22 protein-coding genes (1 of these 22 running past the window's edge) are annotated in these 21341 nt (G+C 59.6%); 10 read left to right on the top strand and 12 right to left on the bottom strand.

All coding sequences use genetic code 11. The features are described 5' to 3' along the window. Positions 1-970: the 5' portion of a tyrosine--tRNA ligase gene (gene tyrS / locus ACXX9E_RS02570; RefSeq protein ID WP_186746594.1), read on the bottom strand. The gene continues 230 nt to the left of window position 1, outside the view; only the first 970 of its 1200 coding nucleotides appear in the window; the start codon lies at positions 968-970; its stop codon lies beyond the left edge, outside the window. 212 nt (positions 971-1182) lie between these two features. On the opposite strand from tyrS, the gene ACXX9E_RS02575 reads away from it, so the two are divergent. Then, positions 1183-2607 (top strand): peptidoglycan DD-metalloendopeptidase family protein, encoded by a 1425-nt coding sequence (locus ACXX9E_RS02575; RefSeq protein WP_128616085.1) that lies wholly within the window; start codon positions 1183-1185, stop codon positions 2605-2607. A gap of 3 nt (positions 2608-2610) precedes the next feature. Further along, complete coding sequence (locus tag ACXX9E_RS02580; RefSeq protein WP_186746592.1) at positions 2611-3702, top strand: anhydro-N-acetylmuramic acid kinase; 1092 nt, start codon at positions 2611-2613, stop codon at positions 3700-3702. Positions 3703-3777: 75 nt separating this feature from the next. Here ACXX9E_RS02580 and erpA read toward each other — a convergent pair whose 3' ends face one another. Both erpA and argC read right to left on the bottom strand, forming a co-directional pair. Further along, the gene (gene erpA / locus ACXX9E_RS02585; protein WP_003228776.1) at positions 3778-4128 is read right to left on the bottom strand and encodes an iron-sulfur cluster insertion protein ErpA; all 351 of its coding nucleotides are present in this window, start codon (positions 4126-4128) and stop codon (positions 3778-3780) included. A 168-nt stretch (positions 4129-4296) separates the two neighbouring features. Then, positions 4297-5331 carry an N-acetyl-gamma-glutamyl-phosphate reductase gene (argC, locus tag ACXX9E_RS02590; RefSeq protein ID WP_123469215.1) on the bottom strand — a complete coding sequence of 345 codons (1035 nt, stop codon included), beginning with the start codon at positions 5329-5331 and terminating at the stop codon, positions 4297-4299. 134 nt (positions 5332-5465) lie between these two features. Between argC and hemJ the strand changes: the two genes are divergently transcribed. The 6 genes from hemJ to coq7 all read left to right on the top strand — a co-directional run bounded on the left by hemJ (position 5466) and on the right by coq7 (position 10052). Further along, positions 5466-5894, top strand: coding sequence for a protoporphyrinogen oxidase HemJ (gene hemJ / locus ACXX9E_RS02595; protein WP_053124346.1), 429 nt, complete (start codon positions 5466-5468; stop codon positions 5892-5894). A gap of 33 nt (positions 5895-5927) precedes the next feature. After that, positions 5928-6899, top strand: a complete 972-nt coding sequence (locus ACXX9E_RS02600) for an NAD(P)H-dependent flavin oxidoreductase (protein ID WP_458554994.1) — start codon at positions 5928-5930, stop codon at positions 6897-6899. 75 nt (positions 6900-6974) lie between these two features. Then, positions 6975-7925, top strand: a complete 951-nt coding sequence (locus ACXX9E_RS02605) for a DUF805 domain-containing protein (RefSeq protein WP_458554995.1) — start codon at positions 6975-6977, stop codon at positions 7923-7925. 61 nt (positions 7926-7986) lie between these two features. Next, on the top strand, positions 7987-8775 hold the full coding sequence (locus ACXX9E_RS02610; RefSeq protein WP_123469221.1) for an SDR family NAD(P)-dependent oxidoreductase: 789 nt from the start codon (positions 7987-7989) through the stop codon (positions 8773-8775). Between the two features lie 80 nt (positions 8776-8855). Further along, positions 8856-9194: a histidine triad nucleotide-binding protein gene (locus ACXX9E_RS02615; RefSeq protein WP_003228789.1), complete on the top strand. Its 339-nt coding sequence runs from the start codon at positions 8856-8858 to the stop codon at positions 9192-9194. Positions 9195-9404: 210 nt separating this feature from the next. Beyond that, positions 9405-10052, top strand: a complete 648-nt coding sequence (coq7, locus tag ACXX9E_RS02620; protein WP_123469224.1) for a 2-polyprenyl-3-methyl-6-methoxy-1,4-benzoquinone monooxygenase — start codon at positions 9405-9407, stop codon at positions 10050-10052. A gap of 116 nt (positions 10053-10168) precedes the next feature. Here the strand turns inward: coq7 and speD are convergent, their stop codons facing one another. Together speD and ACXX9E_RS02630 are read right to left on the bottom strand one after the other, a co-directional pair. After that, the gene (gene speD / locus ACXX9E_RS02625; protein WP_123469226.1) at positions 10169-10963 is read right to left on the bottom strand and encodes an adenosylmethionine decarboxylase; all 795 of its coding nucleotides are present in this window, start codon (positions 10961-10963) and stop codon (positions 10169-10171) included. A gap of 238 nt (positions 10964-11201) precedes the next feature. Further along, positions 11202-11624, bottom strand: a complete 423-nt coding sequence (locus ACXX9E_RS02630; protein WP_123469228.1) for an OsmC family protein — start codon at positions 11622-11624, stop codon at positions 11202-11204. A 237-nt stretch (positions 11625-11861) separates the two neighbouring features. On the opposite strand from ACXX9E_RS02630, the gene crp reads away from it, so the two are divergent. After that, positions 11862-12506, top strand: a complete 645-nt coding sequence (gene crp, locus ACXX9E_RS02635; RefSeq protein ID WP_008088598.1) for a cAMP-activated global transcriptional regulator CRP — start codon at positions 11862-11864, stop codon at positions 12504-12506. A 10-nt stretch (positions 12507-12516) separates the two neighbouring features. Here the strand turns inward: crp and ACXX9E_RS02640 are convergent, their stop codons facing one another. From ACXX9E_RS02640 to ACXX9E_RS02655, 4 genes are all read right to left on the bottom strand, one after another. Next, entirely contained in the window at positions 12517-13215 is a 699-nt protein-coding gene (locus ACXX9E_RS02640) for a lipoate--protein ligase family protein (protein WP_186746583.1), read from the bottom strand. Between the two features lie 97 nt (positions 13216-13312). Continuing rightward, positions 13313-14152 carry an indole-3-glycerol phosphate synthase TrpC gene (gene trpC / locus ACXX9E_RS02645; protein ID WP_123469231.1) on the bottom strand — a complete coding sequence of 280 codons (840 nt, stop codon included), beginning with the start codon at positions 14150-14152 and terminating at the stop codon, positions 13313-13315. Beyond that, a complete protein-coding gene (gene trpD, locus ACXX9E_RS02650; RefSeq protein WP_096817925.1) occupies positions 14149-15198 on the bottom strand; it encodes an anthranilate phosphoribosyltransferase in 1050 nt (349 codons plus the stop codon). The genes trpC and trpD overlap by 4 nt, the downstream gene beginning before the upstream one ends. 9 nt (positions 15199-15207) lie before the next feature. Beyond that, on the bottom strand, positions 15208-15801 hold the full coding sequence (locus tag ACXX9E_RS02655; protein ID WP_128616092.1) for an aminodeoxychorismate/anthranilate synthase component II: 594 nt from the start codon (positions 15799-15801) through the stop codon (positions 15208-15210). A gap of 407 nt (positions 15802-16208) precedes the next feature. Here ACXX9E_RS02655 and estP point away from each other — a divergent pair, with 407 nt between their 5' ends. Next, positions 16209-18119 (top strand): esterase EstP, encoded by a 1911-nt coding sequence (estP, locus tag ACXX9E_RS02660; RefSeq protein WP_458554996.1) that lies wholly within the window; start codon positions 16209-16211, stop codon positions 18117-18119. 174 nt (positions 18120-18293) lie between these two features. On the opposite strand, the gene trpE is transcribed toward estP, so the two are convergent. The 3 genes from trpE to rpe all read right to left on the bottom strand — a co-directional run bounded on the left by trpE (position 18294) and on the right by rpe (position 21335). Continuing rightward, on the bottom strand, positions 18294-19775 hold the full coding sequence (gene trpE, locus ACXX9E_RS02665) for an anthranilate synthase component I (RefSeq protein ID WP_222834189.1): 1482 nt from the start codon (positions 19773-19775) through the stop codon (positions 18294-18296). Between the two features lie 70 nt (positions 19776-19845). After that, complete coding sequence (locus ACXX9E_RS02670; protein WP_128616095.1) at positions 19846-20664, bottom strand: phosphoglycolate phosphatase; 819 nt, start codon at positions 20662-20664, stop codon at positions 19846-19848. Further along, positions 20661-21335, bottom strand: a complete 675-nt coding sequence (gene rpe, locus ACXX9E_RS02675; RefSeq protein ID WP_003228808.1) for a ribulose-phosphate 3-epimerase — start codon at positions 21333-21335, stop codon at positions 20661-20663. The genes ACXX9E_RS02670 and rpe overlap by 4 nt, the downstream gene beginning before the upstream one ends. Positions 21336-21341: the final 6 nt, after the last annotated feature.

A 21341-nucleotide genomic window follows, 5' to 3' on the forward strand; every position in this document is an offset into this window, starting at 1 on the left:
CATCCGGCAGTTCGCCATCCTTCATACGATTGCCCGCGGCGCGGTGAGCATTGGCCGCAGCCTCTTCACCATGGAAACGTGCCACGATCTCTTCAGCCAACTTGATTTTTACATCGCGCGGATTGGCGCCTGCCTCGACATCGGCACGCAACGCATTGATCTCATCCATCGAGCGGAAACTGAGCAGCTCGAAGTAGCGCCACATCAGCGCATCCGGAATCGACACCAACTTGCTGTACATGACGCCCGGTGCTTCCTGAATGCCGACGTAGTTGCCCAGCGACTTGGACATCTTCTTCACGCCATCCAGACCTTCAAGCAACGGCATGGTCAGAATGCACTGAGCCTCCTGACCATATCCACGCTGCAGCTCACGCCCCATCAACAAGTTGAACTTCTGGTCGGTACCGCCCAGCTCAACATCGGCGCGCAGAGCAACCGAGTCGTAACCCTGCACCAGCGGATAGAGGAATTCGTGAATAGCGATTGGCTGATTGGTGGTGTAGCGCTTGTCGAAGTCATCGCGCTCAAGCATCCGCGCAACAGTGTACTGCGACGTCAGGCGAATGAAGTCTGCCGGCCCCATCTGGTCCATCCAGGTGGAGTTGAACGCGACTTCGGTTTTCGCCGGATCGAGAATCTTGAACACCTGAGTCTTATAAGTCTCGGCGTTTTCCAGAACCTGCTCGCGAGTCAGCGGAGGGCGCGTGGCGCTCTTTCCACTCGGGTCACCGATCATTCCGGTGAAGTCACCTATAAGGAAGATCACCTGATGCCCCAGCTCCTGGAACTGGCGCAGCTTATTAATAAGCACGGTATGACCCAAGTGCAGATCCGGCGCTGTCGGATCGAAACCAGCCTTGATACGCAGCGGTTGGCCGCGCTTGAGCTTCTCGATCAGCTCGGACTCGACCAATAGTTCTTCCGCACCACGTTTAATCAGCGCTAGCTGCTCTTCAACCGACTTCATAACAGACCCGCAAGGCTCAGATTCAAAGGGAACCAACCATACAAGATCGCGCACCAATTACAAGTTTTGCCCGGCGCACGGACACCAATCCACAGACAGACTGTCTGTAGACTTGCTTCAGAGATGATTTGGTTATATTTTATACAGTTATTTCATCTTCATCATGTCATTCATCTTTTCCAATTCATCTTTTTTCAAAGTCAAAATTACTTATGACCACAGAACCGTCTAAAGCGCCACCGCTTTACCCGAAGACCCACCTGCTCGCAGCAAGTGGTATCGCCGCCCTTCTCAGCCTGGCACTCCTGGTATTCCCTTCCAGTGATGTTGAAGCCAAAAAGACGACCCTGAGCCTTGAACTGGAAAGTCCTGCTGAACAACTGACACAAGATCAAGACGCTGCTGACGCGGTTCAAGCCACAAATGAGCCAGTAGCCTCGCCGTTTGCCCAGATCGAAAACTCTGACGAATCCGCCTCGGAAACCGCTGAAGCCGCGCCAGAGCCAGCCAAGGTCGCCGAAAAACCAAAAGCTCCCGGCCATCGGGAAGTCGTCGTGTCGAAGGGCGACACCCTGTCCACGCTGTTCGAAAAGGTCGGCCTTCCGGCTGCCGCAGTGCACGAGGTACTCGCCAGCGATAAGCAAGCCAAGCAGTTCAGTCAGTTGAAACACGGCCAGAAGCTGGAGTTTGAACTGACGCCTGAAGGCCAGTTGGCCAGCCTGCACAGCAAGGTCAGCGACGTCGAAACCATTTCCCTGACCAAGAACGACAAGGGTTATGCGTTTAACCGGGTCACCGCAAAACCTACGGTTCGCACCGCTTATGTACACGGTGTCATCAACAGCTCGCTTTCGCAGTCCGCCGCCCGTGCAGGCCTCTCCCACAGCCTGACCATGGATATGGCCAGCGTCTTCGGCTACGACGTCGACTTCGCTCAGGACATCCGCCAGGGCGACGAATTCGACGTCATCTACGAGCAGAAAGTGGTCAACGGCAAGGCAGTCGGAACCGGTCCCATCCTGTCTGCACGCTTCACCAACCGCGGTAAAACCTACACCGCCGTGCGTTACACCAACAAACAAGGCAACAGCAGTTACTACACCGCCGATGGCAACAGCATGCGCAAGGCGTTCATCCGCACGCCGGTGGACTTCGCCCGCATCAGCTCAAAGTTTTCCATGGGCCGCAAACATCCGATCCTCAACAAGATCCGCGCCCATAAAGGCGTCGATTACGCCGCTCCGCGCGGTACGCCAATCAAGGCTGCCGGTGACGGAAAAGTGTTGTTGGCCGGTCGCCGTGGTGGCTATGGCAATACCGTGATCATCCAGCACGGCAATACCTACCGCACGCTGTACGGCCACATGCAAGGTTTCGCCAAAGGCGTGAAAACCGGCGGTACCGTCAAGCAGGGCCAAGTGATCGGTTACATCGGCACCACGGGCCTGTCCACCGGTCCGCACCTGCACTATGAATTCCAGGTCAATGGCGTACACGTCGATCCACTGGGCCAGAAGCTGCCGATGGCCGACCCGATCGCCAAGTCCGAACGTGCCCGCTTCCTGGCGCAGAGCCAGCCACTGATGGCGCGCATGGACCAGGAAAAGGCCACCATGCTGGCCTCGAGCAAGCGCTAAGTCATGGCCCTGTATATCGGTGTGATGTCCGGAACCAGTCTCGACGGGCTGGACATCGCCCTGATTGAGCAAACCTCGGCGATCAAACTGATCGCCACCCACTACATTCCCATGCCTGACTCCCTGCGCACTGAGCTCTTGAGCCTGTGCGCCAGCGGCCCCGACGAGATCGCCCGCTCGGCGATTGCCCAGCAACACTGGGTGAAACTCGCCGCGCAAGGTATTCACACCCTCCTTGAACAACAGCAACTCAAACCGCAAGCCATTCGCGCCATCGGCAGCCACGGGCAGACCATTCGCCATGAGCCGGCACGTGGCTTCACCGTGCAGATTGGCAACCCGGCCCTGCTGACTGAATTGTCCGGTATCACCGTTGTCAGCGACTTCCGTAGCCGCGACGTCGCAGCCGGCGGCCAGGGCGCACCGCTGGTGCCGGCCTTTCATGAGGCGTTGTTCGAAGAGCGTAGCGGTAACCAGGCCGTCTTGAATGTCGGCGGTTTCAGTAATCTCAGCCTGATTGAGGCGAGCAAGCCGGTAGCCGGTTTCGACTGTGGCCCGGGAAATGTGCTGATGGACGCCTGGATTCATCAGCAACGGGGTGAAAACTACGATCGCAACGGCCAATGGGCAGCCACTGGCCGCGTCGAACCGGCCCTGCTGAAAGCTCTGCTCAGTGACCCGTTCTTTATTACCAAAGGCCCGAAAAGCACCGGCCGGGAAGTGTTCAACCTGCCTTGGCTGGAGCGACACCTCTCGAAACTGCCGACCTTCGCCGCAGAGAACGTCCAGGCCACGCTGCTCGAATTGACGGCGCTGAGCATCGTCGAATCGCTGCAGAGCGCTCAATCGGACACGCAAGAGTTGTTGGTTTGCGGCGGCGGCGCACACAATGCCACGCTGATGAAACGCCTGGCGGATCTACTGCCGAATGCAATCGTCGCCAGCACTGCCAGCCACGGCGTCGATCCAGACTGGGTCGAGGCCATGGCCTTCGCCTGGCTGGCCCATTGCTGCCTCGAAGGCATAGCCGCCAACCGCCCGAGTGTTACCGGTGCAAAAGGCCTGCGCGTACTCGGTGCGATCTACCCTAACTAAGCAAAACGCAGACAACAAAAAACGCCGCAGAACCGTAAGGCTCTGTGGCGTTTTGTTGTGTGTAGCGCAGTGCGATCAGATCGAGAACGAAGAACCGCAACCACAGGTCGTGGTGGCGTTCGGGTTCTTGATCACGAAGCGCGAACCTTCCAGACCTTCCTGGTAGTCGACTTCGGCACCGGCCAGGTACTGGAAGCTCATCGGATCAACCACCAGGCTCACGCCTTCGCGCTCGACGATGGTGTCGTCCTCGGCCACATCTTCATCGAAGGTGAAACCGTACTGAAACCCTGAACAACCGCCGCCCGTAACGAATACGCGCAGCTTCAAGCGATCATTCCCCTCTTCATCGACCAGGCTCTTCACCTTGTGCGCAGCACCTTGGGTGAATTGCAAAGCCGTGGGGGTGAAGGATTCGACGCTCATGCTGACTATCTCCCGGCGTTACGCCGCCATAATGCGTGATGACGCGCATTATCCGCTTGTCCTAGAAAATCGGTCAACTATTGTTACGGTATATCAATAAACCCGACCAACTGCCCAGAATGCAAAAAGGCCCGTTTGACGGGCCTTTTTGCTGTGCGGCTTAACGTGTTACGGCAGCATGCCGGCGTGGGACAAACCGAAACGCTCGTCCAGCCCGAACAGGATGTTCATGTTCTGAACAGCCTGACCCGACGCACCTTTGACCAGATTGTCGATCACCGACAACACCACCACCAGGTCGCCATCCTGCGGACGATGCACCGCAATGCGGCAGACGTTGGCGCCGCGCACACTACGGGTTTCCGGATGGCTGCCGGCCGGCATCACATCGACGAACGGCTCGTTGGCATAACGTTTTTCAAACAGCGCCTGCAGATCCACCGAGCGATCAACAACAGTCGCGTAGAGCGTGGAGTGAATGCCACGGATCATCGGGGTCAGGTGCGGCACGAAGGTCAGGCCGACGTCTTTACCGGCGGCGCGGCGCAGGCCCTGACGAATTTCCGGCAGGTGACGGTGACCTTTCACCGCATAGGCTTTCATGCTTTCCGACGTCTCGGAGTACAAAGAGCCTACAGCGGCGCCACGACCGGCACCGCTGACGCCGGACTTGCAGTCAGCGATCAGACGCGAAGCGTCAGCCAGACCGGCTTCAAGCAACGGCAGGAAACCCAGCTGCGTAGCGGTCGGGTAGCAACCCGGCACCGCGATCAGACGGGCTTTCTTGATCTGCTCGCGATTGACTTCCGGCAGCCCGTAGACGGCTTCGTCGAGCAGCGCCGGCGCGCCGTGCGGCTGGCCGTACCACTTGGCCCATTCATCGGCGTCCTGCAGACGGAAGTCTGCGGACAGGTCGATCACCTTGGTGCCCGCTGCCAGCAATTCACCGGCCAATGCATGCGCGACTCCGTGCGGCGTCGCGAAGAACACCACGTCACACGCGCCCAGCGTCTTGATGTCCGGCACACTGAACGCCAGACCGTCATAGTGGCCGCGCAGGTTCGGGTACATATCAGCCACGGCCAGACCGGCCTCGGATCGGGAAGTGATCACAACCACTTCTGCCTGCGGATGCTGCGCCAACAGACGCAGCAGTTCGACACCGGTGTAACCCGTGCCGCCGACGATACCGACCTTGACCATAACCTGCCCTCAAAGAACCCACTGGAAAGCCGTCGATAATAGGGGCCGCGCGCGCCTGCGACAACCGTCAAGGTGACGTGCGGACGCTCAAGCCTCTACTATCCGGGCTACCGTGAACCTGGGAATAACCAAAAATGCTCTATCTATGGATCAAAGCGTTTCATATCGTCAGCGTCGTGTGCTGGTTTGCCGGGCTGTTCTACTTGCCGCGGCTGTTCGTTTATCACGCGCAAAGCGAAGACACGATCAGCAAAGAACGCTTCAGCGTCATGGAACGCAAGCTGTATCGCGGCATCATGGGCCCGGCGATGATCGCCACGCTGATCTTCGGCGGCTGGCTGATTTACCTGAATCCGAGCATTTTCAGCATGGGTGGCTGGATTCACGCCAAACTGACTCTGGTCGTGTTGCTGATCGGCTACCACCACATGTGCGGCGCTCAGGTAAAACGTTTTGCCCGTGGCGAGAACACCCGCAGCCATGTCTTTTATCGCTGGTTCAATGAAGTGCCGGTTCTGATATTGCTGGCTATCGTAATTCTGGTCGTGGTCAAGCCGTTCTAACTTCAACAAGTACAGATCCTTGGGGTGTTCATAATGTCGCTGCCCGCTCTGCTCGAACAACGTCTGCGCCTGCCTGTAGTAGCAGCGCCGATGTTCCTGATTTCCAACCCGGAACTGGTGCTCGCCTGCTGCCGCAATGGCGTGGTCGGCAGTTTTCCGGCGCTGAACCAGCGTGAAAGCAGCGGGTTCAAAGCCTGGCTGGAACAGATCGAAGCGGGGCTGGCGACGCTGGATAATCCGGCACCTTATGCAGTGAACCTGATCGTCCACAACAGCAACCCGCGCTTGCAGGCGGATCTGAACATTTGCGTCGAGCACAAAGTGCCGATCGTCATCACCAGCCTCGGCGCAGTAAAGGAACTGGTCGACGCTGTGCACAGCTACGGTGGCCTGGTGTTTCATGACGTGACCACCCGCCGCCATGCCGAAAAGGCGGCCGAGGCCGGTGTCGACGGTTTGATTGCGGTGGCGGCTGGCGCCGGGGGCCACGCCGGCACCTGGAGTCCGTTTGCGCTGATCGCCGAAATCCGCCAGTTCTTCGATAAAACGTTGTTGCTGGCAGGTTGTCTGAACCACGGCCACGAGATTCTGGCCGCTCAGTTGCTGGGCGCGGATTTGGCCTACCTCGGTACGCGATTTATCGGCACCACCGAAAGTCATGCATCTGACGCCTACAAGGACATGCTGCTGACTGCCAAAGCGGCGGACATCATCCATACTCCCGCCGTGTCGGGGGTTCCGGCGAGCTTCATGCGCCAGAGCCTGGAAGCCGCCGGTTTCGATCTGGCTGCGCTGCAAGGCAAGGGCGAAGTTAATTTCGGCGACAAGCTCAAGCCGCTCAACGATGAAGCCAAAGCCTGGAAAACCGTATGGTCTGCGGGTCAGGGCGTTGGCGACATCAGTGATCTGCCGAGCGTTGATCAACTGATCGCGCGCCTCGATGCTGAATACCGTCAGGCCCAGGGACGCACGACCCAGTTGGCGAAACACTGGCCACGTGGGTAAAAATCCGGCCAGCCTCAGGGACTGGCCTTACACTGATGACCTTTTCAAACCATTCGCGACAAGGATGCCTCGGTAATGAGCGACCCCCGTTACAAGATCGTTTTCGACGGTGCTCTGCAGCCCGGTGTCGATATCACCACGGCCAAGCTCAATCTGGCCAACCTGTTCAAAAGCGACGTGGCCGCCATCGAACGCCTGTTCAATGGCCGCACCGTGGCACTCAAGCGCGATTTGTCGCACAACGACGCGCAAGCTTATCTGCAGGCGCTGAGCAAGACCGGGATCGACGCACGAATCGAAGCCGAAACGGCGATCGAGCTTAATCTGTCGGACGTGCAGGATCACGCCCCTGCCGTCGCAGAGCCGGATTCACCCTATGCACCGCCCCGCGCCAGCGTCGGGGAAAACCTGCCGGCGTTCGCCACACTCAAACCCTTCAGCGTCGAAGGGCGGATCGGACGGCTGCGCTACCTCGCCTGGTCGATGGTGCTGAGCCTGGTGACGCTGCCAATCGTCAGCGTATTCGCCCTGATCGGTCTGGGCCTGGTGAGCACTGACTCGACCACCGGCCTGATCATCGGTGGCATCTTCGCCTTCTTCCTGTTCCTGACGTTCATGATTGTCGGCATCCTGTTCAGCGTTCAGCGTCTGCACGATATCGGCTGGTCAGGCTGGCTATGGCTACTGACCCTTGTACCGTTCGTGGGCAGTTTCTTCCCGCTGGTGATCATGGTCATGCCGGGCAACACCCACGCCAATCGCTATGGGCCGCCGCCGCCGCCGAACACCACGGCCGTCAAAGTGCTGTGCTCTCTGTGGATCGTCTTTATCGGCTTGTTTTTCGTGGGTGGCATGCTGGGCGGCATCTCGGCCATCCAGCAGGAATACGAAACCACTCTGGAAAGCAGCTACGAAAGTGGCTCGGTGACCACCGACGAGGTCGACGTGGAGGTCGAGCCGGCAGCGAATTCCGTTGACGATGCAGCCGAAGCGGCGCAGGCCCCTGTAGACTCTGCGAAAGAATGAACAGCGCTCCCCGCCGTGACACCCGCGTCGCCGGCGCGGAGCTGTTGCGATGGAGAATTGCATGACCCGTTACGCACTGATCACTGGCGCCTCCAGCGGCATCGGTCTGGCCATGGCCGAAGCGCTGGCCCGGCGCGGCCGCAGCCTGATCCTGGTGGCCCGACAGCGTGATCAGCTGGAAAGTATCGCGATCGAACTGACCCAACGGTTTGGCGTGGAGGTTTTATTCCGTGCCTGCGACCTCGGCGAGCCTTTGCGCCTGTCCGGTTTCCTGCTGGAGCTGGAAGAAGGCGACCGGCAGATCGACCTGTTGGTCAACTGCGCCGGCATCGGTACCTGCGGCCCGTTTCTGGCCCAGGACTGGATGACCGAGCAGGATCTGATCGAAGTGAACATCCTCGCCCTCACCCGCTTGTGTCACGCCATCGGCAACAGCATGGCCCTGCAGGGTGGCGGGCAGATTCTCAATGTCGCCTCAGTGGCGGCGTTCAATCCCGGTCCGTGGATGAGCACCTACTACGCCAGCAAAGCGTACGTACTGCACTTCTCCGAAGCGCTGCGGGTTGAACTCAAACAGAGCGCGGTCAAGGTGTCGGTCCTTTGTCCCGGACCGACCCGCACCGCGTTCTTCCGCACCGCACAGCTCAACGACGACAAACTCAAGAACAGCAAGCTGCTGATGAGCCCCGAGGAAGTCGCGCTGTACACCGTGCGCGCGCTGGAGAAAAACCGCGCAATCATCATTCCCGGACGGCGCAACCGCTGGTTCGCCTTTCTGCCGCGCCTTGGTTCGCGCTGGCTCAACCGCACCATCGTCGGCATGGTCAACAAGGCTTACTGCCCGCGCTGAATGGTCCTACGGCAAAACACTGGGCGCGGTCATTTCCCATGAGTACACTCAGGCCAGCCCCCACAACGGAGAAAACAGCAGTGGATACTCTGTTCACCAAGATCATCAACCGGGAGATTCCGGCCAAGATCATCTACGAGGACGACCAGGTTCTGGCGTTCCACGACATCGCCCCTCAGGCACCGGTGCATTTCCTGGTGATCCCGAAGAAACCGGTGCGCACCCTCAATGACCTGACCGAAGACGACAAGGCACTGGCCGGACACATTCTGTTCACTGCCCAGCGCCTGGCCCTGGAGCTGGGCTGCGAGGAAGGCTTCCGGGTGGTGATGAACTGCAATGAAAAGGGTGGGCAGACTGTCTATCACATCCATATGCATGTGCTCGGTCAGCGCCAGATGAACTGGCCGCCGGGCTGATTCACCGGACATCCCGTGGAAGCGGGCCTGCTCGCGAAAGCGGAGTATCTGCCATGAATATTTTGCATGTACCGACGTCTTCGCGAGCAAGCCAGCTCCCACTCAAAGCATGAACGCACAAATCCCGTACCGTACGGCAAATGACCCAGCGCAAACGTTCCCCGGCCGATTCGGTTAAACTGGCCGCCGAGATTCTTCCCGGAGGTCAGCATGACTACCCAACGTCACTACTCGCCAATTGACCGCCTTCTGCTGCAAGCCGATGCCGCGATGCGCACCCTGCTGCCCTTCAGTGGCCAGCCGTACCGTCCGTCGCCAGCAATTCTGCAGCCGGACACGCAAATGAGCGATGAAGACACGCGCCACGTCGCGGGCCTGATGCGCATCAACCATACCGGTGAAGTCTGCGCCCAGGCGCTGTATCAGGGGCAGGCGCTGACCGCCAAGTTGCCCCAGGTGCGCGAAGCCATGGAACATGCCGCCGAAGAAGAGATTGATCATCTGGTGTGGTGCGAACAGCGCCTTCACCAGTTGGGCAGTCATACCAGTGTGCTCAATCCATTGTTTTATGGCATGTCATTCGGGATTGGTGCCGTGGCCGGGTTGATCAGCGACAAGGTCAGCCTCGGGTTCGTCGCGGCGACCGAGCATCAAGTGTGCAAGCATTTGAACGAGCATCTGGAGCAGTTGCCGGCCGAGGATGAAAAGTCCCGGGCGATTCTGGAGCAGATGCGCATCGACGAAGAACATCATGCGGAGAGTGCGCTGGATGCAGGTGGTTTCCGTTTTCCGGCGCCGGTGAAGTTCGGGATGAGTCTGTTGGCCAAGGTTATGACCAAGAGCACTTATCGGATCTGATGGCCCGGGTGTGTTAGGACCTCATCGCTGGCAGGCCTGCTCCCACAGGGCCCGGTACTTTGGCAATAAAAAAGGCGACTACCGCAAAGTAGTCGCCTTTTTTGTGCCCGAAGATCTTACGCTGACATGTTGCGCGCGTAGAAGATCTCCAGCATTTCGTGTTTCACCCGGTCGGTCACCTGAGCACGCTGTTCAGCGGACAGGTTACTGGTGGCGTCGCCGAACAGGTAATTGTCCAGTTCGAAGTCCTTCAGCAGCATTTTGGTGTGGAACAGGTTTTCCTGATACACGTTCACGTCGGTCATCTGGTAAGCGTCGCGGGTGTCTTCGGACAGGTAGTTCTGGATTGAATTGATCTCGTGGTCGATGAAGTGCTTGTTGCCTTCAACATCACGGGTGAAGCCGCGCACACGATAATCCACGGTGACGATGTCCGAATCGAACTGGTGAATGAGAAAGTTGAGCGCCTTGAGCGGTGAAATCACACCACACGTCGACACGTCGATGTCCACACGGAACGTCGCAATACCGTCGTCCGGATGGATTTCCGGGTAGGTGTGCACCGTAATGTGGCTCTTGTCGAGGTGGGCAAGGATGATTTCGGGCAAGGGGCCCGGAGACTCTTCGATCTGACTTTCGGTCGGGGTCACTGGTTCTTCAGAAATCAGAATCGTAACACTGGCGCCCTGAGGCTCGTAGTCCTGACTGGCAATGTTCAGGATGTTGGCACCAATGATCTCGACAACTTCCGTGAGAATCTGCGTCAGGCGTTTCGCGTTGTACTCTTGATTGATGTACTCGACGTAGGCCTGCTGGTCTTGCGGGGTTTCCGCATAACAGATGTCATAGATGTTGAAGCTCAAGGTCTTGGTCAGGTTATTGAACCCGTGGAGCTTGAGTTTGCTTTTCACCGTTGGAAACTCTCTGTGCTTGCGGCGCAGCCGCGTGATCAAGCATGCCCGTCAAATGCGAACAAAGCACTTGCGTAGGACGGTTAACACCTCTTCACGATGGCGATTCTGGTTATATGTACAGGCGGATGACCCGTCGGCTGACCGATCACTGCCCTGAAAAAAGTGGCGCATCATGCAGACGTCAGCGGGGGGATCGCCAGAGTCTGCACTGCTTTTATGATAGTTGAATGTCGCTTCAACCGAGTTCGACGATTTCGTACTCGTGGGTAATGTCCACGCCCGCAGCGCCGAGCATGATCGAGGCCGAGCAGTACTTTTCCGCAGACAGCTCGACGGCGCGTTTGACCTGGGCTTCTTTCAAGCCCCGGCCCTTGACCACGAACTTCATGTGGATCTTGGTGAACACCTTCGGATCTTCGGTCGCACGCTCGGCATCGAGAAAGGCTTCACAGCTTTCAACGGCCTGACGGGACTTCTTCAGAATGCTGACCACGTCGAAGTTGCTGCAACCGCCAACACCCAGCAGGAGCATTTCCATCGGCCGAACCCCCAGATTGCGACCACCGGCGTCCGGCGGACCGTCCATCACCACGACATGACCGCTACCGGATTCGCCGAGGAACATGGCTTCGCCAGCCCATTGGATGCGTGCCTTCATCGCCAAGACTCCACTGTAAAAAAAGGGTCGCCAGCTTAGCACAGGGATTCATTCTGACAGTGGGCGCCGATCGTGGGACGCATGCGTCTACGGCGTAGGTAATTTCTCGAATTTTCGACGAAGTGTCTGGTAAGCTGGCGCCAATTCGCTGGCGCCAATTGTCAGCCTGTGTAGCGACCGCCTTCAGCGCCTCATAAAAAATCAAACATCACCGTGCAGTCTTTTCGGGATACAACCATGGTTGCTATTACCCCCACACCCAAAATCAAGAACCTCGACAAGCTGTTGATGCATTGCCAGCGCCGTCGCCATGCGGCCAAGAGCAATATCATTTGTGCGGGTGATCGCTCGGACACGCTGTATTTCATTATCAAGGGCTCGGTGACGATCCTGATCGAGGATGACGACGGCCGCGAGATGATCATCGCCTACCTGAACGCCGGAGACTTCTTCGGTGAACTGGGCCTGTTCGAACAGGCGGGCCAGGAACAGGAACGCAGTGCCTGGGTGCGGGCGAAGGTCGAATGCGAAACGGCCGAAATCAGTTACGCCAAGTTTCGCGAACTGTCCCAACAGGACCCGGACATTCTTTACGTCCTCAGCGGACAAATCGCACAACGTCTGCGCAACACCACGCGTAAGGTCGGCGACCTGGCGTTCTTCGACGTCACCGGTCGTGTGGCCCGCTGCCTGCTGGAGCTGTGCAAGCAACCGGACGCCATGACTCACCCGGACGGCATGCAGATCAAGGTGACCCGTCAGGAAATCGGGCGGATTGTCGGGTGTTCGCGGGAGATGGTCGGTCGCGTGCTCAAGGATCTTGAAGAACGCAACCTGGTCGATGTGAAAGGCAAGACCATGGTGGTCTTCGGCACCCGCTAAGCGCGTAACGTCAGGCGCTGTAGACCTGCGCCAGCATCAGACGAAACAGCTCATCAAGACGCGCCAATGCATTTGGCGCGGCGAACTTCTCGTGCAGGGCAATGTGGCTTTCAGCCCGCACCCGCTGCTCCAGACCGCAGGCTTCATTGAAGCGATTGACGGCCGCCACCATCGACTCGCGCTCGTTATCCATCAGCATCGCACCGTGTACCAGACCGACCGGGCGTTGTCCGCCCTGACTCTGGCGCCAGCGCTGAGCCGTGCCGACCATCTTGCGCCCATCGAGATTGACGTTGAAACGACCGTCGCAGAACGCGCCGTCAACTTCACCCAGGGACGACTGACCACCCAGCTCATCCAGCAATTCGCAGATCGGATCACACAATCGCCGGTAACCGGTTTCGATGCGGTTCAGGTCGCCTTCGCTGCGGGGCGGAGCGTAGACCAACGCGATGTTGATGGTTGAAGCGGATTGCGGCACCGGCTCGCCACCGGTTTCACGCAGCAGCACCGGCCAGCCGGCAGCGGCAGAAATGTCGCAGGCTTGCTCGAAACCGGGCAGACGGTTGAGGCGGCGTGGCATGACCAAGGCGTGATCGCTGGGTTGCCAGAACAGCAAACCGAATTCGGCGTCGCCGGCGCAGATGGAGGCAAGCAAGTCCTGTTCGGCTTGCAGGCCGGCTTCGATGGTCAGGGAGGTGGGGATCATAAGGTTTCCATAGGACGTTGAGTCTGAGGTGAATCTTATGCCGCCTTCGCGGGCAAGCCCGCTCCCACAGGAAGTACGGGCGCCTGCGAAGAATCGATCAGTCGAGGGTCGAACCGCTGACTACCGGACCACCGCGCTCCGGGAAGAACAACCGCTGCAGTTCGGTGCCCGGGCTTTCAGCGCGCATGAACGCCTCGCCCACCAGGAACGCGTAGACGTCGCTGATTTCCATCAGCTCGACATCGGCGCGGTTGAGGATGCCGCTCTCGGTGATCACCAGTCGATCGCGCGGAATGCGCGGCAACAGGTCAAGGGTGGTTTCGAGGCTGACGTCAAAGGTGTGCAGGTTGCGGTTGTTGATCCCGACCAGTGGCGTGTCGAGGGTTTTCAACGCACGCTCCAGTTCATCGCCGTCGTGCACTTCCACCAACACATCAAGACCAACGCCTTTGGCCACCGACGCCAGCTCGGCCATTTTCACGTCATCCAGTGCGGAGACGATCAACAGCACGCAGTCGGCGCCGAGGGCACGGGCTTCGACAATCTGGTAGGGGTCGATCATGAAATCCTTGCGGATCACCGGCAGGCTGCACGCGGCACGGGCCTGTTGCAGGTAAGCATCGGCGCCCTGGAAGTAATCGATGTCGGTCAGCACCGACAGACAGGTCGCCCCGCCCTTCTCGTAGCTTTTGGCGATGTCGGCAGGCACGAAGTTTTCGCGGATCACGCCTTTGCTCGGCGATGCCTTCTTGATCTCGGCGATCACCGCCGGTTGCTTCTTCTTCGCCTGCGCCAGCAATGCCTGGGCAAAACCACGGGGTGCATCGGCCGCCTTGGCCAGACCTTCCAGCTCGCTCAGGCTGACGCGAGCGCTGCGCTCGGCGACTTCCTGGACTTTGCGCGCCAGAATGTTTTCCAGAACCGTCGGTACACTCATCCCTCATTCTCCACTTTGAATACCGCGGTAAAGGCACCCAACTCCTCGAGTTTTTCCCGAGCGAGGCCGGTGTGCAGAGCGTCGTGCGCAAGCGCCACGCCTTCTTTCAAACTCGTGGCCAGATCGGCGGCGTACAGCGCTGCACCGGCATTGAGCACAATCATTTCAGCGGCTTTCTGGCCGTTTTCGGTTTTGCGCTTGCCCAGTGCATCGCGGATCAGCGCCAGCGACGCCTCCGGTCCTTCGACCGACAGCCCGTGCAGGCTCTGGCTCTTCATGCCCAAGTCTTCGGGCTCGACCCAATACTCGGTGATCTCGTTGTTTTTCAGCTCGGCAACAAAGGTCGGCGCGGCGAGGCTGAATTCGTCCAGACCATCCTTCGAATGCACCACCAGCACATGTTTGCTGCCCAGACGTTGCAAGACCTCGGCCAATGGCCGGCACAGCGCCTGAGTGAAGACGCCCACCACCTGATGTTTCACACCGGCCGGATTCGTAAGCGGGCCGAGCATGTTGAACAGCGTACGCAAGCCGAGATCGCGGCGCGGGCCGGCGGCGTACTTCATGGCTTTGTGGTGGGTCTGGGCAAACATGAAACCGATGCCGACGTTGTCGATGCAACGGGCCACCTGGACCGGCGTCAGGTTCAGGTAAATGCCGGCGGCTTCCAGCAAGTCGGCGCTGCCGCTCTTGCCCGAGACTGCACGATTACCGTGCTTGGCCACGGTGCAACCGGCGGCCGCGACGACAAACGAAGACGCCGTCGACACGTTGAAGATATTGGCACCGTCACCGCCGGTGCCGACCACATCGACCACGCCGTCGAGGGTCTTGAGTTCGACCTGGTCGGCCAGTTCGCGCATCACCGACACGGCGCCGACGATCTCGTCGATGCTCTCGCTCTTCATGCGCATGGCCATCATGAACGCGCCGATCTGCGCGTCAGTGCATTGGCCGGTCATGATTTCGCGCATCACGTCGCGCATTTCATCGGTGCTGAGGTCGAGGTGATCGACGATACGGCTCAGGGCTGTCTTGATATTCATGGGAAGTCCTTAGCGCGTGCCGCCGGTTTGTTTGAGGAAGTTGGCAAACAGTTCATGGCCCTGTTCGGTCAGGATCGACTCGGGGTGAAACTGTACGCCCTCAATGTTCAGGGTCTTGTGACGCAGGCCCATGATTTCGTCGACGCTGCCGTCATCGTGTTGCGTCCACGCGGTCAGCTCCAGGCAATCGGGCAAGGTCTCGTGCTTGACGACCAGCGAGTGGTAGCGGGTAACCGTAAGCGGATGATTCAGACCGGTAAAAACGCCCTTGTCCTCGTGGAATACCGGGCTAGTCTTACCGTGCATCACCTGCCGGGCACGCACCACGTCACCGCCAAAGGCCTGGCCGATGGACTGGTGGCCCAGACAAACGCCGAGGATTGGCAGTTTGCCGGCAAAGTGCTTGATGGCTTCGATGGAGATGCCGGCTTCGGTCGGTGTGCAGGGGCCGGGGGACACAACGATGCGCTCGGGGTTGAGCGCTTCGATTTCGGCGATGGTCAGTTCGTCGTTGCGCACGACCTTGACCTCGGCACCCAGCTCGCCGAGGTATTGCACAACGTTGTAAGTAAAGGAGTCGTAGTTGTCGATCATCAGCAACATGGCGTTTCGAACCTCTTGAATTCTGACTTGAAGACAGCCTTCGAATGACTTGCCCGCAGGGCGCTGCACGATGTCGGACGCGCAGAGGGCGTCGGCACAGCGGCATTTCAAACGGGCAAGGAAGGCAAAGCGATACAGATCCGGCCGGGCCGGCAAAAAAGATTCAGGCGCGCCAACGCCAACGGGCGTGTGCCTTGATGACTTGATCCAGTAGTTTGCTGACGATCAACACGGGGAAGGTCTCGTTCATACGTTCCGGCACAGTAACTTAGCTGGGCAGAGCGTGCAATATGGCGGGGCTGACGGGGGACAAAACTAAGGGAGGCTTCGCGACCGATGGCAAAATGCCGGGAGTTTTTGGTACTGTCGTTTCGTTCACCTAAAACAATAAATAAACGGACTTGCTCATGATCAAACAGACGTTGTTTGTACCGCTCGCCGGATGCCTGCTGGCTCTGGCCTGCGCCCAGGCCAATGCGGCACCCAATCCTTATTCCAGTTTCATCGTCTTCGGCGACAGCCTGAACGATGCCGGGACCTTCAGGGACACCGGCGGCCCGGCCGGCGCCACGCAGCGCTACACCAACCGCACCGGCCCGCTGTACCAGGATGGCACTGGCGAAAACCGCGACCTCAACTCCACCCAGATCATCGGCGGCAAACTGGGTTTCAGCCCTGATCAAACCGCGTCTTCGTCCTCGGCGGTGCGTGCCGGCGAAGGGCTGGCGGATGGCAACAACTGGGCGGTGGGCGGATACCGTACCGACCAGATTCTCGACTCGATCACCACACAATCGGCTACCGGTGAGCGCACCCGCGCCGGTTACCTGCCCTCGAACGGCTTCCGTGCCGACCCGAACGCGCTGTATTACCTGTCCGGCGGCGGTAACGACTTCCTCCAGGGTCGCGTGCTCAGTCTTGACCAGGCCAACTCGGCGGCCGATCGCCTGGCCGATAGCGTACGTACGCTGCAAGGTGCCGGCGCCAAATACATCATGGTCTGGCTGCTGCCAGACATCGGCCTGACCCCGGCGGTCAATGGCTCGCCGCTGCAGGCTTTCACCTCGCAGCTCAGCGCCCAGTTCAACACCGAGCTGGTCAGCCAGCTGCAGGGCATCAACGCTGAAATCATTCCCCTGAACATTCCGGTGCTGCTCAAAGAGGCCTTCGCCAACCCGGCGCAGTTCGGCCTCGCGACGGACCAGAACCTCACGGCCACCTGCTTCAGCGGCAACAGTTGCACAGAAAACGCCCGATACGGCATCAACAGCGCCACCCCGGATCCGACCAAGCTGATTTACAACGACGCGGTGCACCCGACCGAAACCGGCCAGCGGCTGATTGCCGACTACGCCTACTCACTGCTGGCAGCACCGTGGGAACTGACCCTGCTGCCGGAAATGGCCCAGGGTTCGTTGCGTGCGCATCAGGATGAACTGCGCAACCAGTGGCTGGCCGATTGGGAAAACTGGCAGGGCATCGGCCAATGGCGCGCCATCGTTGCCGGCGGCGGTCAACATCAGGATTTCGACGGCCAGCAAAGCGCTGCCAGTGCCGACGGCAACGGCTATAACCTGAACATCGGCGGCAGCTATCGCGTCAACGAAGCCTGGCGTGTCGGTGTGGCCGCGGGTTTCTATAACCAGAAACTCGAAGCCGGCGACGCCGACTCGGAATACAAACTCAGCGCCTACATGGGCACCGCATTCGCCCAGTACCAGCAAAACCGCTGGTGGGGCGATCTGGCGATGACCGCCGGCAAACTCGACTACGACAGCCTCAAGCGTAAATTCCAGCTCGGGGTCAACGAGCGCGGAGAGAAAGGCGATACCGACGGCTACGTCCTGGCGATCAGCGGCCGCATCGGCTACGACATCGCGCAGCAGGCCAGCAGTCCATGGCATCTGTCGCCGTTCGTCAGCGCCGATTTCGGCAAGACCGAAGTGGATGGTTACTCGGAAAAAGGCGCGGATTCCACCGCGCTGACCTTCGATGACCAGTCGCGCAACTCGCGGCGTCTGGGCCTGGGCATCCAGGGCAAGTACCAGATCACTGCACAGACCGAAGTGTTCGGCGAGTTCGCTCACGAGCGTGAGTACAACGACGACCGGCAAGACCTGACCATCAACCTCAACAGCCTGCCGAACAATCGTTTCACCCTCGAAGGCTACGAGCCGCAGACCAACCTCAATCGCCTGAACCTGGGCGTGAGCCACAAGCTCACTCAGGATCTGGCGTTGCGCGCCAGCTACAACGTGCGCAAGGATGACGACTTTACCCAGCAAGGGGTGAACGTCGGGGTCAGCCTCGATTTCTGATTTGCCGGCATAAAAAAACGCGGCGCCCTTACAGGCGCCGCGTTTTTTTTAGGTCCGAGCACAACTCAATGCAGGCCTGCGCCTGCTCGCGATGGCGGTGGATCAGCCAACATTAAAGGTGAATGTCAGGCCGAAATCACCAGCAGGCGAAGGCCTACCAGTGTTTTGCGTGGATCAGGCGTCCGGTGTCTGCTCCGCCAGGGCCACAGCACGGAACATCGCACGGCGCTTGTTCAGGGTTTCTTCCCATTCCAGCGCCGGCACCGAGTCGGCAACAATGCCGCCGCCGGCCTGCACGTGCAGTTCGCCGTTCTTGATCACCGCCGTGCGAATGGCAATCGCGGTGTCCATGTTGCCGTTCCAGGCGAAGTAACCAACCGCGCCGCCGTACACACCACGTTTGACCGGCTCCAGTTCGTCGATGATTTCCATCGCGCGAATCTTCGGTGCGCCGGACAAGGTGCCGGCCGGCAGAATCGCCCGCAGTGCGTCCATCGCCGTCAGCCCGGCCTTCAACTGGCCGGTGACGTTGGAAACGATGTGCATCACGTTGGAATAACGCTCGATGACCATTTTCTCGGTGAGTTTCACCGAGCCGATTTCCGAAACCCGCCCGGTGTCGTTACGCCCGAGGTCGATCAGCATCAAGTGCTCGGCAATCTCCTTGTCGTCCGACAACAGGTCTTCTTCCAGCGCCACGTCCGCTTCTTCGGTAGCACCACGCGGACGCGTACCGGCAATCGGGCGCACGGTGATCAGGTTGTCTTCAACCCGCACCAGCACTTCCGGCGAACTGCCGACGACGTGGAAGTCGCCAAAGTTGAAAAAATACATGTACGGCGTCGGGTTGAAGCACCGCAGGGCGCGATAGAGATCAATCGGCGCAGCCTTGAAGTCGATCGACATGCGCTGCGACGGCACGACCTGCATGCAGTCACCGGCAAGGATGTATTCCTTGATGGTGTCGACGGCTTTTTCGTAATCGTCCTGGGTGAAACTGGAGCGGAATACCGGATCAGCCGACTGCTGCTTGCTGAAGTCCAGGCCTCGGCGCGGGGTGATCGGCTGACGCAGTTTTTCCAGCAGTGCCTGCAATTGCGCCTGACCCTGCTCGTAAGCGTCGGCTTGCGCCGGGTCGGCGAGGACGATCGCGTGCATCTTGCCGGCGAGGTTGTCGAACACCACCACCGCATCGGAAACCATCAGCAGAATGTCCGGCACACCCAGCGGATCCGGGTTCGGGCATTTGCCCAAGCGTTTCTCGACATAACGCACGCAGTCATAACCGAAGTATCCGACCAGGCCACCGTTGAAACGCGGCAGACCGGCGATGGTCGGCACGTTGTAGCGGGCCTTGAAGGTTTCGACGAAGGCCAGCGGGTCTTCGACGTCATGGCTTTCGGTCTCGACGCCGTCGACGGTGATGCTCACATGATGATCGTGAACCCGCAGCACGGTGCGGCACGGCAGGCCGATGATCGAGTAACGGCCCCATTTCTCGCCGCCCTGCACCGATTCGAGCAGGTAGGAGTTGGGCTGGTCGGCCAGTTTCAAGTAGATCGACAGCGGCGTGTCGAAGTCGGCCAGGGTTTCGCAGGCCAGCGGAATGCGGTTGTAGCCGTCGGCGGCCAAGCGCAGGAATTCTTCGCGGATCATGAGGTGCCTCGTGGTGTGAGGTGCTAACAGTCAGGTGTGCAAACGCGCCGGCGGGCCGGCCAGGAAACAGTCAGGCGCGCCAACGCCAGCGGGCCAGGGCCTTGATGACTTTCATCCAGAGTTTGCGAGTGACCACCACGATGGCGTTTCCAGAATGGGATTGAGCAGCGTCGGGCAACGTTATCTCAGCGGCTGTACCGAGGCAACCGGGAATTAGCTTGCGCAGATCGTCGATCACCAGCGCCGGGGCTTCCTCGGCAATCGGTCGGCCGTGGTTGTAGCCGTAGCTGAGCGCCACGCATTTGACCCCCGCCGCTTTCGCCGCCAGCACGTCGCTGCGCGAGTCGCCGACGAACAGCGATTGCGAGGCCGGGATGTTGGCCATTTTCATCACGAAGAACAGTGCGGCCGGGTCGGGTTTCTTCTGCGGCAGGGTGTCGCCGCCGATGATCCATTTGAAGTAGCGGCCGATCTTCATCTGATCCAGCAGCGGCGCGACAAAACGCTCCGGCTTGTTGGTGATCAGCGCCATCGCCACGCCTTGCTTGTTCAGCCATTTGAGGGTGTCGCGCACACCCGGATAGACCACGGTCAGCTCATGGCTGGCGCCGTAAGCGTCCATGAACACTTCCAGCGCGTGCTCGGCCTCGACGTCATCCACCGCCGAATGATCGATGCCGCCGGCCAGCGCCCGGCGCACCAGCACCGGTGCGCCATTGCCGACCCACTCGCGCACCGACTCGATGCCGGCAGGCTTGCGCCCGAGGGAGAGCAGCATGGTGTCCACCGCCGCCGCCAGGTCGGGAACCGAGTCGATCAGCGTGCCATCCAGATCGAACATCACCAACCGTGGCAGTTGCCCCGGGAACAGCTGCTCAAAACCGCTCATGGGCGCGCCAGCGCCAGTTCGGAACGCATCTTGTCGATGACTTCCTGATAGTTCGGTGCATTGAAGATCGCCGAACCGGCGACGAAGGTGTCCGCACCGGCCGCGGCGATTTCACGGATGTTGTTGACGTTGACGCCGCCGTCGATTTCCAGACGGATGTCGCGGCCCGAAGCATCAATGATCGCCCGCGCTTCGCGCAGTTTGTCGAGGGTGCCGGGAATGAATTTCTGCCCGCCGAAGCCCGGGTTGACGCTCATCAGCAAGACCATGTCGACCTTGTCGATCACGTACTTGAGCACGTCCAGCGGGGTCGCCGGGTTGAACACCAGGCCGGATTTGCAGCCGCCTTCACGGATCAGTTGCAGCGAGCGATCGACGTGCAGCGTGGCTTCCGGGTGGAAGGTGATGTAGGTGGCGCCGGCCTCGATGAAGTCGCCGACGATGCGATCCACCGGGCTGACCATCAAGTGCGCGTCGATCGGCGCGGTGATGCCGTACTTGCGCAGTGCCGCGCAGACCATCGGCCCGATGGTCAGGTTCGGCACGTAGTGGTTGTCCATGACATCGAAGTGGACGAAGTCGGCACCGGCGGCCAGAACGTTGTCCACTTCTTCGCCGAGGCGGGCGAAGTCGGCGGAGAGAATCGACGGAGCAATTACGAAGGGCTGCATGACGCA

It is taken from the genome of Pseudomonas sp. GNP014, from assembly GCF_054344005.1.

Bases quoted from the DNA above. Each gene is read 5' to 3' on its own strand.
- argC (WP_123469215.1), bottom strand. From the start codon at position 5,331: ATGGTCAAGGTCGGTATCGTCGGCGGCACGGGTTACACCGGTGTCGAA.
- erpA (WP_003228776.1), bottom strand. From the start codon at position 4,128: ATGAGCGTCGAATCCTTCACCCCCACGGCTTTGCAATTCACCCAAGGT.
- ACXX9E_RS02610 (WP_123469221.1), top strand. From the start codon at position 7,987: ATGACCCGTTACGCACTGATCACTGGCGCCTCCAGCGGCATCGGTCTG.
- trpD (WP_096817925.1), bottom strand. From the start codon at position 15,198: ATGAATATCAAGACAGCCCTGAGCCGTATCGTCGATCACCTCGACCTC.
- rpe (WP_003228808.1), bottom strand. From the start codon at position 21,335: ATGCAGCCCTTCGTAATTGCTCCGTCGATTCTCTCCGCCGACTTCGCC.
- ACXX9E_RS02630 (WP_123469228.1), bottom strand. From the start codon at position 11,624: ATGAAGGCACGCATCCAATGGGCTGGCGAAGCCATGTTCCTCGGCGAA.
- ACXX9E_RS02655 (WP_128616092.1), bottom strand. From the start codon at position 15,801: ATGTTGCTGATGATCGACAACTACGACTCCTTTACTTACAACGTTGTG.
- trpC (WP_123469231.1), bottom strand. From the start codon at position 14,152: ATGAGTGTACCGACGGTTCTGGAAAACATTCTGGCGCGCAAAGTCCAG.
- estP (WP_458554996.1), top strand. From the start codon at position 16,209: ATGATCAAACAGACGTTGTTTGTACCGCTCGCCGGATGCCTGCTGGCT.
- ACXX9E_RS02605 (WP_458554995.1), top strand. From the start codon at position 6,975: ATGAGCGACCCCCGTTACAAGATCGTTTTCGACGGTGCTCTGCAGCCC.
- coq7 (WP_123469224.1), top strand. From the start codon at position 9,405: ATGACTACCCAACGTCACTACTCGCCAATTGACCGCCTTCTGCTGCAA.
- ACXX9E_RS02600 (WP_458554994.1), top strand. From the start codon at position 5,928: ATGTCGCTGCCCGCTCTGCTCGAACAACGTCTGCGCCTGCCTGTAGTA.
- crp (WP_008088598.1), top strand. From the start codon at position 11,862: ATGGTTGCTATTACCCCCACACCCAAAATCAAGAACCTCGACAAGCTG.
- ACXX9E_RS02575 (WP_128616085.1), top strand. From the start codon at position 1,183: ATGACCACAGAACCGTCTAAAGCGCCACCGCTTTACCCGAAGACCCAC.
- ACXX9E_RS02670 (WP_128616095.1), bottom strand. From the start codon at position 20,664: ATGAGCGGTTTTGAGCAGCTGTTCCCGGGGCAACTGCCACGGTTGGTG.
- trpE (WP_222834189.1), bottom strand. From the start codon at position 19,775: ATGATCCGCGAAGAATTCCTGCGCTTGGCCGCCGACGGCTACAACCGC.
- ACXX9E_RS02640 (WP_186746583.1), bottom strand. From the start codon at position 13,215: ATGATCCCCACCTCCCTGACCATCGAAGCCGGCCTGCAAGCCGAACAG.
- hemJ (WP_053124346.1), top strand. From the start codon at position 5,466: ATGCTCTATCTATGGATCAAAGCGTTTCATATCGTCAGCGTCGTGTGC.
- ACXX9E_RS02580 (WP_186746592.1), top strand. From the start codon at position 2,611: ATGGCCCTGTATATCGGTGTGATGTCCGGAACCAGTCTCGACGGGCTG.